This window comes from Oscillatoria salina IIICB1 (assembly GCF_020144665.1).
Taxonomy (GTDB): Bacteria; Cyanobacteriota; Cyanobacteriia; order Cyanobacteriales; family SIO1D9; genus IIICB1.
The window spans coordinates 1-12,677 of record NZ_JAAHBQ010000105.1 but is presented as its reverse complement, the minus strand read 5'-3'; the positions used below and the strand labels follow the sequence as shown (position 1 = coordinate 12,677).

Genomic DNA, 12,677 nt, shown 5'->3' with positions numbered 1-12,677 from the left:
TAGCTCCTAATTTCTTCTGCCTCTATCTGAAGCAATAAATTACTTTTTTCGAGCTAAAGATTAAGTTTGAGAATTAATTGGGGAATATCTGTTTTTTTAGCTAACAAACATAAAATTTGTCTTCTCCCTCAATAGTCAGATGAAATTATCGCTATATTTTTCCAATCTAAGAGTAAGTGAAACAAACTAAAGTTAGGTTAGATAGGAGAAAAAATTTATGGCTCTAGTGAAAATTGGCGATTTTTATACTAACTACCAAGAAGAAATTTTTGGCGGTAAAGATATCAAAGGTTTTGAAGTTTATAGCGAGCAAGAAGAAAAAATTGGCTTTATTTATGATGCCTTAGTTGATGCCACTGGGCGTTTTCGTTATTTTGTAATCGATCTAGAATCTTGGATTTTTGGCAAAAAAGTCTTATTACCTGTTGGTTTAGCACAAATTGATTACGAGAATCAGCGCCTTAAGGTACTTGCGCTGACCAAGGAACAGGCGGAACACTTACCTTTGTATGATGAAAACATGACAGTTGACTACAACTATGAAGAAATGGTGCGTAGTATTTATCGACCTTTAGCGATGCAAGCTGGTTTAGCTACGGTTGAAGCTAACGCTTATACTAGCGAGAATTATAGCTATCAACACGAACCGGATCTTTATGCGATCGCGCAAGATAAGCACCAAATTCTTAAGTTGTATGAAGAACAGTTAGTTACCAACAAAGAACGTTTCAAAACTGGTGAAGTTGCGGTTGGGAAGCGCGTTGAAGCTGAAACAGCAAAAGTTTCCGTACCTTATGAAAAAGAGCGCGTAGTTATCGAACGTAACGCTGTTTCGGAAGCGCGAGAAGTAGAACCCGGTACGTCAGTAGAATTCCAAGAAGGTGAAGTTGCGCGGATGGAAGTTTACGAAGAATCAGTAGATATTGATAAAAAAGCTTACGTTCGCGAAGAAGTTGGGGTGCGGAAGGAAATTGAGCGCGATGTAGAAGAAGCAGAAGAAACAGTACGTCGCGAAGAATTAGAAGTTAATGTCGAAGGTGAGCCTGTAGTTAAGCGCGATCGCGTTTAAGCTAAACTTTGTAGAGTGGAAAATTACCCACTCTACAATTATTCTCTAATTAACTTACGACATGATGATGTCCATTTTCGGCATTGGCATCGGTAAAAACTGGACTTACGGGCTGATGTAAGCGAATTAATTGAGTCAAAGTTTTCTTGAGTTGAGGACGAGAGACGATCGCGTCTACAAAACCATGTTTTAACAGATATTCTGCCGATTGAAAATTCTCTGGTAACTTTTCTCGTAGCGTTTGCTCGATTACTCTTCTTCCCGCAAAGCCAATCGTGGCTTTTGGTTCGGCTAAAATAATATCTCCTAGCATGGCAAAACTAGCAGTTACGCCTCCAGTAGTTGGATGAGTCAAAATGGGGATATAAAGTAACTTGGCTTCCCGATGTTTTTGCAGCGCACCGGAGATTTTTGCCATTTGCATTAAACTCAACATTCCTTCTTGCATCCTCGCGCCACCAGATGCACAAACGATGATTACTGGTAAGCTATTTTTGGTTGCTTGTTCGATCAAGCGAGTCAATTTTTCGCCGACGACAGAACCCATGCTTCCACCCATAAAGCGAAAATCCATCACTCCCAGCGCGACATCGAGATTATTAAGTTTCCCAATTCCAGTTTTGACTGCATCGATTAAACCAGTTTTCTGCTGGTAGTCGTGGAGGCGATCGCTATAAGGTTTGCGATCGCGAAATTTTAAAGGATCGGTGGGATGAATTGATTCGTCTAAAGCTTTCCAAGTGCGATCGTCAATTAATTGGCGAATGCGTTCGGAGGAACCAACCAACATATGATGATTACATTCGCTACAAACCATGTGATTTGCTTGTAAGTCTTTGGTGTAAGCTAAAACGCCACAAGCGCTACATTTACTCCACAAACCATCTGCAATCTCTCTTTCTTGTTTTTGTTGAGTATTTGGTTCCGATTTTTCTCGATTTGCAAACCAATCAAATAGGGACATGAAAAAATTATTTACTAAAAATTTTTGAACGTTTTTGTTTATTCTTCTTCCGGGGGACTCAACAACAATAAAGCAGTCCATCGATCTTGGGAACGTACTTGTAAAGCTGCGGGAGTTCCTTGTCCGAAATAAGAACCAACGCCTAAGTTGACGACTCGGCTGGGAATTTCGTGTGCTGCTAGTAATTGCTGCATTAACTCTGCTTCCCAGCGAGCGCTAGTTGTTCTTAGCGTAATCCATGATACAGAATTCATTTTATCAATAGTTATTTGCCGTTGGTTGTTTATTCTTAAACTAGCTAAAGAATTTTAACTGAGGGGAAAAAATAACTCTAAATAACTAGATAAGATAATCTCGCCCCAAAAAACTGTCAAGGCGGCTCCTAGCGCTAAAAATGGACCAAAAGGCATTGGTTGTCGGCGACTGAGTAAACCAACTGCGATCGCGCCACCACCGATAAATGCTCCGGTTGCACAAGCGATCAATCCGGATAATAACAGATATTGCCAACCTAGCCAAGCTCCTATCATTGCGGCTAGTTTCGCATCACCGCCACCCATCGCTGCTTGTCCGAAGGCGATCGAGCCCACAAATGTAATGATATCTAATAACCAGATCCCTAACACGGCTGCGGCGATCGCGCTCATTAATCCTGTTGCTACCCCCGCTAAGTTAGCATTTTCTTGCCAGGCGATCGTACTTTGAAACACCAAACCCACGACTAAACCCGATTTTGTCAACACATTCGGTAATGTCATCGTATCCAAATCGATTAAAGACAAAGCCAGTAACCAGCTTAAAAACGCCCAATAACCCAAAGTTTGCCAACTTACGCCAAACTGAAAAAATACCGCCAGAAACACTAATCCTGTCACCGCTTCTACCACAGGATAGCGCGGCGAAATCTTACTTCTACACCAACGACAACGCCCCCGCAACCACAACCACCCGAAAACCGGAATATTCTCGCGTTTTCCCAACTGATGCAAGCAATGAGGACAGCGAGAAGCAGGAAAAAGTATTGACAAATTTGCAGGAATGCGGTATACAACTACATTAAGAAAACTACCGATCGCCGCACCAAATGCGAACACAATCGCTACAGCAATGATAATAATAATTACGTCCATTTCACACCCGACAACAAGGGAAACTATCTATTTTTAATATAGTTAAATCTGTAGAGACGTTGCATGCAACGTCTCTACATTAGATAAAAATAAATGAAAATTAGGAAAAATTATTCCTGATGAATCAAGAAATTAACCAGTTAACTCCCGAACAAAAAAACCTAATTTCAGCTTATCGTGAAAAATGGTGCAAAATTGCCCTATCAACTAAACCAATTGACAAAGAAAAAGCAACCGAAGCAGTTAATCTTCTTTATAACCTTCTCGGTAAAAATAAACCACAGATAATTTTCTGTAATAGTCCTTATGAAGCTATTCTAGAATTGTGGATTGCTAGCGATTCAGATCGTGGTATCAATCAAGTTGGTAAACCACAATCTGCTTATATTTGGAATAAGCTAAACCACGTAATTGAAAGCTTTATTTGCTCAAATAAAACAAAAAGAGAAATAATGAATTCGATCTATGAAGAAATTTTTACTCCGACGATAGATTATCTACTTTTGCAAGAGTATTGCCTAAAATTAAATGCTTATTTATTAAATTTAGTTGATGCTCAAATAGAAGTTAGTCAAATAATCAACGGCTTTTGGCTACGATTAAATAACTATATTTACTCAGAATTTTTAGCTTTAAATTGTGCCGTATTTGCTTACTATTTTTCGGTAATTGAACCTACTTCCAAACATTGGTTAGCAAATCTTCTCGAACAACTATGTCTAAATTGTGGCTGGATTTATCCTTATAAAAATCTTTGCTTAATTTGCGATCGTCCTCGGCAACTTTCCTTTGATAATCAACAGCTTCTCCACGCAGAAGGTAAACCTGCAATTGAATTTACTGATGGATTTAAAGTCTATGCTTATCATGGGGTAACTTTGCCAGAAAAATATGGTAAAATTAGTCCGAATTTGTGGCAAGCAAAATGGCTGTTAGAAGAAAATAACGCCGAACTTCGACGAGTATTAATTCAAAGAATCGGTTACGAGAAAATTTGTCAAGACTTGCAAACAATTTGTTTAGATTCTTGGCAAGAATACGAACTGTTAAAGATAAATGACGAACTTGATATCGAACCAATTCAACTATTAAAAATGAATTGTCCGAGTACGGGACAAATTCATGTTCTGCGAGTTCCCCCAACCTTACAAACAGCCCAAGAAGCAATTACTTGGATAAACTGGGGAATAGACCCAAATGAATTTTCCATTCAGACTTAATCAAATAGGTAATTTGGCTTGATTTAGAGATGTTATTTAGAGACATTGCAGGCAAAGTCTCGACAAGATTATGATGCTAGCTAGAGACATACTAGGCTAAATTTCTACACCAGCGAAGCTGAAATATTTGCTAATTGTTATTCTAACTGTTCAATTGGCACAAAATACTCTCCTGGTAACAAAGCTGGTTTACGTCGGAGGATAACAAAACCTCGTAAGGTGTAAGGGTCAATTACAACACCTAAAGCAGTTTGAGTGCTATTTTTATGCACTTCCAAATAAGTACGATAAATCCTTTGAGCAGCTTTAAGCGTGGTGGGGTCTAGCAACACCGGAAGAACCGCCATATCAGTTCAAAGATTTAGTGATTGACCTGATAGTAACACCTACTCGACGATTATTGTTTAATTTCCCATTTGGTTAATAAGTACAGATGTAGCGACGGTTGCGCTGTAGAGACATAGCAATGCTACGTCTCTACCCACAATAATCAAGATTTGCCAAAAATTGTTGCGAAGCGAGATCGTATTTGAATTGTATCTGATACCAATTTGCTTTATCTACGCTACCTTAAATTGTGTAGAGACTAAAATGCAACCTTTCTACAGGGGGTGCGTCTGTAGCATTAGTTTATGTAAATGGTATGAGTAGCGACCAAGATGGTCGCACTACCAAGATTTCGCATTTACTGAAAATAGCTTTTAAATGGCGAATAGCTATGCTGCTAATGCTTTGAGCAAAGCTTCTCCCATTTCTTTGCAGCCGACAAGCTGCATACCCTCAGACATAATATCACCAGTGCGATAACCGCGATCGAGAACTTGCATGACTGCTGCTTCAATTTTAGCTGCGGCTTGGGGTTCATTTAAACCGTAGCGTAACATCATTGCTGCGCTCAAAACTTGCGCTAAAGGGTTAGCTTTATCTTGGTTTGCGATATCGGGTGCGGAACCGTGTACGGGTTCAAAAACACCAGGATTTTCTGCACCTAGACTAGCAGAAGGTAACATACCAATGCTACCAGTAAGCATCGCTGCGGCATCAGAAAGGATATCACCGAACATATTTCCGGTAACGATGGTATCAAACTGTTTCGGTGCGCGAACTAACTGCATGGCGGCGTTATCGACATAAAGATGAGATAATTCCACATCAGGGTATTGAGTAGAGATATCAGTAACGCGATCGCGCCATAATTGAGATACGTCTAATACATTCGCTTTATCAACCGAACATAGTTTCCCGCTTCTTTTCTGCGCGGTTTCAAACCCAACTTTCGCAATGCGGTCAATTTCTGCTTCAGTATAAGCCATTGTATTTACACCGCGTTTTGACCCAGTTTCCGTCGCAAAAATCCCTTTGGGTTGTCCGAAGTAAATACCACCTGTGAGTTCGCGTACTACCATAATATCCACGCCTTCAACAATTTCTCGTTTTAGCGTCGAAGCATCGATTAACTGAGGTAAAATCGTCGCAGGGCGTAGATTTGCAAACAAACTCAAACCAGCCCTTAAACCTAATAAACCTGTTTCTGGACGTTGTTCGCGAGGTAAATTATCCCACTTATAACCACCAATAGCTGCTAAAAGTACCGCATCGCTATCACGACACATTGCTAAACTGTCTTCTGGTAAAGGTTTCCCTGTCGCATCAATTGCAACACCACCAATAAGTGCTTCTTGAAACTGAAACTCAAGCTGGTGTTGCTTTCCGATAGTTTTCAACACCTCTACTGTAACAGCCATGATTTCTGGACCAATACCATCCCCAGGAAGTAAAGTAATGCGGTAGTTCCCACTCATTGTTTATTTTGCCTAAAAATTCGCCAATCTTATATCCTACCTTGGCTTTTGGTGTTTGGGAATTTGAATTTTGTAGGCTACGACGAAAGATAGATTTAATCTTGCTTAAGGTTTTGAGTGTACCGAAGGGCTTTAAAATTTAATTGCAGGTGGGTATTGGGGATTGGTGATTAGGGATTGGGAATTGGGGAGGAATAGTCTGATAAACTACTAACTGCTAACTGTTCGCTGGTAAATGCGGCTACGTGATAACTGTTCGCTGGTAAATGCGGCTACGTGCTAACTGTTAACTGAGAAATTCAGCTATGTGCTAATTTGACAGAAGATGAATCTTTATCAGCAAATTGCCTTAAATCTACGTCCAATCAAACTAAAGCGCTTTCTCGGTTCTTTATATTATTCCAGATTGCGCGATCGCGTCGAACGTCGTTTTTCTCCTCCTCAACCGCAAGATGATTTGGTTGCACCAGGAAATTTACTCACTAGCGAACCAGTTAACAACGGTGCTAAGTTAAAATTTGAGCAAGCTGAACTGGAAATTTCCTTCCTTACTCCTGATTTTGTTCGCATTGACTGGAAACCAGGAACTCTTCCCGTAGCTTATGCTATTGCTGGTGATGACTGGGAAGATGTCCAGACAAGTTTTGAGAACAATAGCGATAAAGTTATCATTTCTAGTTCCAACTTGAAAGTCAAAATTGCCTCTGATGGTTCTTTAGAATTTGCCAATCCCGATGGTAAAATTATTCGTCAAGAATTACCACCTCAACGTCAAAATGAAGCCTGGAAACACCAAGGACAATTATACTCCGAAGAACATATCTATGGTTTAGGAGAAAGAGCTGCTTCTTTGAATTTAAGAGCGCAACCAGAAAGAAGTTATAAAATGTGGCATTATGATGCTGGGGGAATTTATACTTCTGAAACTGACCCTCTGTATCTTTGCATTCCAGTTTACCTTGGTTTACATCAGCAAGGCAGTTATTTAATTTTCTATGAAAACTCGTATTTGGGTTATTTTACGTTTAACGAAGAAGCTACAGCTTATTTTGAAGGTGGTGCGTTACGTTATTACTTTACCATTGGCGAACCACCACAATTATTAACTAGATACGCTCAGTTAACAGGTTATCCTGTTTTACCTCCTCGTTGGGCATTTGGCTATCATCAATCTCGGTGGGGTTACGAAACTGAAGCGAAGGTTAGAGAAGTCGTTGCTGGGTTTGAAACTCATAACTTACCAGTCAGCGCAATTCACCTCGATATTGATTGTAAAGATCAATTTCGTTCCTTTACCATCGACCCCGATCGCTTTCCTCAGCTTTCTGATTTTAACCGAGAATTGGCAGCAAAAAATGTGAAATTGATCGCGATCGTCAATCCGGGGGTAAAAAAAGACGATAACAATCAGCTTTATCGAGAAGGAATTGCTCAAGATGTATTTTGCAAACTTCCCGATGGTACAATTTTACACGCCCCGGTGTGGCCCGGAATGTGTGCTTTTCCTGATTTTACCAATCCTCTCGCTCGTCATTGGTGGAGTCGTCAATACGAATATTTACTGGATTTAGGTGTCAGTGGATTTTGGCATGATATGAATGAACCAGGTGTATTTACTCTTTGGGGAGATGCGACTTTACCGACACCGACGCAGCATTTTCTCGAAGGTAGAGGTGGTACTCACCTGGAAGCGCATAATCTTTATGGTTTAATGCAAGCTAAAGCAGGTTATGAAGCTTTGCGAGAATATTGTCCTAACCAACGTCCTTTTATTGTCTCACGTTCGGGTTGGGCTGGTTTACAATGTTATGCTTGGACTTGGACTGGTGATGTGGAAACCAGTTGGTCGGGTTTGCGCTTAACTGTTCCCACGGTACTAGGAATGAGTTTATCAGGAATTCCGTACGCGGGTCCAGATATTGGTGGTTTTAAAGGTAATCCTACACCGGAATTATATTTACGTTGGTTTCAAATGGCGGCATTTTTGCCGTTTTTCCGGACTCATTCAGCAAATAATGTGAAACCGCGTACACCTTGGGGTTATGGGGAAGAGATACTTGAGATTACGCGGAAATATTTGCATTTGCGGTATCGCTTAATTCCTTATTTTTATACTTTAGCTTGGGAAGCGACTGAAAAAGGTTATCCACCAGTGCGTCCTTTATTTTGGCATCATAGCTCAGATGAGCGACTTTGGGATGTGGAAGATGAATTTTTTGTCGGTGACGCGCTTTTAGTTTGTCCAATTGTAGAGGAAGGAGTGCGCGATCGCCAAGTTATTCTCCCTGCGGGTGATTATTATAATTTTTGGGACGATACTGTCTTTGCCGGAAATAGTACAATTAAGCTCGAAGCACCTTGGGAAATTATTCCTTTGTTGGTAAAAGCGGGAAGTATTTTACCAATGGAAGCAGAGGAAAAATTAATTTTGCATCTTTACTCTCCCGTGGGTGAAGAAACGAGTTTTGCTAATTTGTATAGCGATGCTGGTGATGGTTACAAAGAATGGCGTTTAGATAATTTTGAAATGCGGCGCTATGCTGATATATTAGAGTTAGTTTGGGAACAAACAGGAGATTATCCTTTTGGTTATCAAAGCTTGCAAATTTATGTTCATGGTTTGAATGTAGAGGGAGCTTGGATTGATGAAAAAGAAGTTAAAATTGAAGGTGATTTTTGGGAATGTCAGCCTTTTGAAAAGATTAAATTTAAAGTTAATTAGGAACCACGGATAAACGCAGATAAACGCAGATAAATTAGCTTGTTAGTCTTGAATTTTTATTTATAAATGATTGTCGAGTAACTCAAGTGAAAATTCTCTTTTTAAGTTAATTAGTAACCACAGATGAACACAGATAAACGCGGATAAATTAGCTTGTTAGTCTTGAATTTGTGTTTGTCAATGATTGTCGAGTAACTTAAGTAATAAGGTAATTTTTGGGTCGAAAAATTAAGTTTAAATTTAACTAAAAGCTTAGTCGATTGGGAAGTATTAATATTTATTGCAGGTACTTGACAAATATGAATTAACTTTTATATTTGAGGAGTATAGCTTTGATAATTACCAAATTTCACGACCTACTGCTTCGACAAAATCAATTTCTTCATGAAGATTTTCGGGATTAATTCCTTCAAGAAGTCGATCGAGTTGATGTACTTCTTCAGCAACATGAGGTGAGTAATGGACTAGACAATTAATAGCCAGAGATTCAGTCGATCGATTTGTCGCTTGTGCAAGCCTTTCTAACTTTTAAAACAGAGATTCGCTAATTTCTAATTTAAGTTTGTGAGTAGCGATTTTTATTTTATATACAAGCGATATTTGTCTAATTTTATCATCTTTTCCGGATTGACAGTTAAGAACTGTAGATAAATACAGAGAAACGAGGATAAATTAGCTTGTTAGTCTTGATTGTGTTGAAAAATGGTTGAAGAGTAGTCTACACATCTGTGAGTATTTCAGCTTAGCAGTTTCAATTTCGGCAACACTCATGACAGATCGGGAGAAAACAGGTTAAGCTGGCAATAATTTAACTCTACAGCCCACTCCAGAGTTACGTTTATGGTAAAAGAACTGGCGATAGATACTCGCGGACTGACGAAACAATTTGACAGATATATTGCGGTTCGCGATTTGGATTTGCAGGTGGATAGTGGCGAAGTTTATGGTTTAATTGGACCTAATGGTGCTGGTAAAACTACGCTAATCCGAATGTTAGCTGCTGCTGAGGAACCGACTGCGGGAGAAATTTACATTCATGGTCAAGTTTTGCGTCGCGATGATAGTAATCCTATTCTAAAGGAGCGTTTGGGTTATCTCCCGGATGATTATCCTCTCTATGATGATTTGACTGTTTGGGATTATTTGGATTATTTTGCGAGGTTATACAAGCTTAGACAACCGCGTCGTCGTCAGCGTTTGTATGAAGTTTTGGAACTGGTACAGTTAAGTAATAAGCGCAATAGCTTGATTTCTACGCTGTCGCGGGGGATGAAGCAACGTTTGAGTCTTGCGCGGACAATTATCCATGAACCGATTTTACTACTATTAGATGAACCAGTTTCGGGTTTAGATCCGATCGCCAGAATGCAATTTCGTCAAATTATCAAGATTTTGCAGGAAGCAGGGATGACTATCCTGATTTCTTCTCATGTTCTCAGCGATTTAGCGGAACTTTGTTCTTCTGTGGGCATTATGGAATTAGGCTATCTGGTAGAAAGCACTACATTAGCAGATTTATATAGCCGTTTGTCTCATCAGCAGATTATTGTCTCAACTCTTGGTGATTTGGAGAGTTTACAAGCAGAATTGAGAAATAATCCTTTTGTCCAGGAGTGGGAACTAATCGCAGGAACAAAGAGTCTTAAGGTTAATTTTACAGGAGGAGTAGAAGATAGTGCAGAGTTGTTGCGATCGCTAATTGCGGCTGGAATTCCTTTAACTGAGTTTCACTCTATCAAAGAAGACTTAGAAACGATTTTCCTGAAATTAGGACATCAACAAGCTTCCTAGAGATGCTTTTCTCCAAGGTTTCTACCAACTAATTACAATATTGGGAGACGAATTGACGATGCTATCAAGCTTAATCGATCGCTTGGGTGAATGGAATCCCCAGCTTTTCCGGGAATTGAAAGGACGGCTGAAAATGCGTCCGGTAGCGATTACAGTAGGTTTATCTGTGGTTGGTCAGGTGTTATTGTACCTGTTTTACAGGGGTTTACTACCTACTAAACATACTTCGTCTGACCGCTATTGTCTTGACGCTCATCCGCCAAATACGGATTATTATCCTAACATTGATAACTTTTGTTTGAAGGATGCTGCGGGTAACTTACTTTCTAGTACCATCAATCGGCAGTTGTGGTGGCTGGATTTGTTTGTTTGTATGAGTATTATCGGTATCTTCGCTTTATTGGTGGTTGGCGTTTATATGCTAATCTCGGATCTATCGAGGGAAGAAGGTCGCGGTACTCTGGGTTTTATTCGTCTTAGTCCCCAAACCACGCTCAGCATTTTGACTGGTAAAATTCTTGGCGTACCTGTTTTACTTTATTTATTTGGTTTGCTAGCTTTACCTTTGCATTTGGCTGCGGGATTAATTGCGGGAATTCCTCTACACTTGATTTTGAGTTTCTATGTTGTCCTTGCTGCTAGTTGCGCTTTCTTCTATAGTGGTGCTTTAGTCTATGGATTGGTAAGTGCAAGTTTAGGTAATTTTCAAGCTTGGTTTGCTAGTGGTGCGGTGCTGTTTTTCGTTTCGGTGATGACAGCAATAGTGATGAATCCAGATCCAACTGCTGGTAATTCGGTTGATTGGTTGATACAGTTATATCCTGGGGTTGCTTTACCTTATCTGGTTGATGCAACTGGTATGTCACATGAAATGGTGAATCATTTGTATCTCAAAGATTTGGCTGAGTTGCAAATTTTTGGACTGAATTTGTGGTCAAATTCAGTTACGGGTATCGGTTTTACCTGTGTTAATTATCTCTTCTGGAGTTACTGGTTTTGGCAAGGTTTACAACGTCGTTTCCACGATTCTCATAAGACTTTGCTGAGTAAGTTACAAAGTTATTTGGTTACGGGTAGTTTGACGCTAATTTTACTCGGTTTTACGCTCCAAAATCCGAGTTGGGGAAGTTACTCCAAGGGAATGTTTGCTAATTTTGCGGTGTTGTTTGGCTTTGGTTTTATACTGTTTTTAGCTACGATCGCGCTTTTGAGTCCTCATCGTCAAACTTTATACGATTGGGCGCGTTTTCGCCACCAAAATCCCTCTCAACGTCGCAATGTGGTGAAAGATTTGCTTTGGGGTGAAAAAAGTCCGGCAACTTTGGCGATCGCTGTTAATCTAGCTATTAGTTGTGCGATCGTCATTCCTTGTTTGCTGCTTTTACCTCTGAAGGAATATAAAGTTCCTTTGTTGTTCGGTTTGCTACTGACTGCTAGTATTACTTTACTTTATGCCGCGATCGCGCAGTCGCTTTTGCTGATGAAAACGCGAAAACGCGCGCTTTGGGCTGCGGGTACGGTTGGCGCTGCTATGATTTTACCCCTGATTTGCTTTGCTGTGTTCCGCGTCGATCCTACTATAGCTCCTGGAGTTTGGTTATTCTCGTTTGTACCTGTGGTCGCTACTGAATATGCGAAGACAGCGACAATTTTATTAGCTATTTTAGGCGAGTGGACGGCGATCGTTTTACTTAATTTCCAGATGACTAAACAGCTACAAAAAGCTGGGGAGTCGGAAACTAAAGCTTTATGGTCTTCTCGTTCCGGCGCTTCTGCTACAATCGGCTAAATTAAGATTTTAATTCAGTTGGGGATTGGTTACATTACCAGTCCTCAATTTTTTTACCCCTCATTACGACATTTGTCTAAAAAATATTGACAAATTTCTAAAATTGTGTTATTTTTGATAATGGGAAATAGTAGCCGCCATATATAGGTAGGCAGAAAACTTATAATTTGGTATGGGATTTTGGCAAGAG

10 protein-coding genes are annotated in these 12,677 nt (G+C 39.9%); 5 read left to right on the top strand and 5 right to left on the bottom strand.

Going from position 1 to position 12,677, the window contains the following annotated elements; genetic code table 11:
• The first annotated feature begins 217 nt into the window (after positions 1-217).
• Positions 218-1,069: a DUF2382 domain-containing protein gene (locus G3T18_RS22430; protein ID WP_224412826.1), complete on the top strand. Its 852-nt coding sequence runs from the start codon at positions 218-220 to the stop codon at positions 1,067-1,069.
• Positions 1,070-1,118: 49 nt separating this feature from the next.
• On the opposite strand, the gene accD is transcribed toward G3T18_RS22430, so the two are convergent.
• From accD to G3T18_RS22415, 3 genes are read right to left on the bottom strand one after another with little or no spacing between them, the layout of a single operon-like run.
• A complete protein-coding gene (accD, locus tag G3T18_RS22425) occupies positions 1,119-2,033 on the bottom strand; it encodes an acetyl-CoA carboxylase, carboxyltransferase subunit beta (RefSeq protein WP_224412825.1) in 915 nt (304 codons plus the stop codon).
• A gap of 38 nt (positions 2,034-2,071) precedes the next feature.
• Positions 2,072-2,287, bottom strand: coding sequence for a DUF2007 domain-containing protein (locus G3T18_RS22420; protein WP_224412824.1), 216 nt, complete (start codon positions 2,285-2,287; stop codon positions 2,072-2,074).
• A gap of 54 nt (positions 2,288-2,341) precedes the next feature.
• Positions 2,342-3,163, bottom strand: a complete 822-nt coding sequence (locus tag G3T18_RS22415; protein WP_224412823.1) for a prepilin peptidase — start codon at positions 3,161-3,163, stop codon at positions 2,342-2,344.
• Positions 3,164-3,282: 119 nt separating this feature from the next.
• On the opposite strand from G3T18_RS22415, the gene G3T18_RS22410 reads away from it, so the two are divergent.
• Positions 3,283-4,383, top strand: coding sequence for a DUF6745 domain-containing protein (locus tag G3T18_RS22410; RefSeq protein WP_224412822.1), 1,101 nt, complete (start codon positions 3,283-3,285; stop codon positions 4,381-4,383).
• Between the two features lie 137 nt (positions 4,384-4,520).
• On the opposite strand, the gene G3T18_RS22405 is transcribed toward G3T18_RS22410, so the two are convergent.
• Together G3T18_RS22405 and leuB are read right to left on the bottom strand one after the other, a co-directional pair.
• A complete protein-coding gene (locus G3T18_RS22405) occupies positions 4,521-4,730 on the bottom strand; it encodes a hypothetical protein (RefSeq protein ID WP_224412821.1) in 210 nt (69 codons plus the stop codon).
• A 369-nt stretch (positions 4,731-5,099) separates the two neighbouring features.
• Positions 5,100-6,185: a 3-isopropylmalate dehydrogenase gene (gene leuB / locus G3T18_RS22400; protein WP_224412820.1), complete on the bottom strand. Its 1,086-nt coding sequence runs from the start codon at positions 6,183-6,185 to the stop codon at positions 5,100-5,102.
• 325 nt (positions 6,186-6,510) lie between these two features.
• Here leuB and G3T18_RS22395 point away from each other — a divergent pair, with 325 nt between their 5' ends.
• The 3 genes from G3T18_RS22395 to G3T18_RS22385 all read left to right on the top strand — a co-directional run bounded on the left by G3T18_RS22395 (position 6,511) and on the right by G3T18_RS22385 (position 12,487).
• A complete protein-coding gene (locus tag G3T18_RS22395; RefSeq protein ID WP_224412819.1) occupies positions 6,511-8,907 on the top strand; it encodes a glycoside hydrolase family 31 protein in 2,397 nt (798 codons plus the stop codon).
• Between the two features lie 840 nt (positions 8,908-9,747).
• On the top strand, positions 9,748-10,698 hold the full coding sequence (locus G3T18_RS22390) for an ABC transporter ATP-binding protein (protein ID WP_224412818.1): 951 nt from the start codon (positions 9,748-9,750) through the stop codon (positions 10,696-10,698).
• Positions 10,699-10,756: 58 nt separating this feature from the next.
• Positions 10,757-12,487 (top strand): ABC transporter permease, encoded by a 1,731-nt coding sequence (locus G3T18_RS22385; protein ID WP_224412817.1) that lies wholly within the window; start codon positions 10,757-10,759, stop codon positions 12,485-12,487.
• The last annotated feature ends 190 nt before the right edge of the window (positions 12,488-12,677 follow it).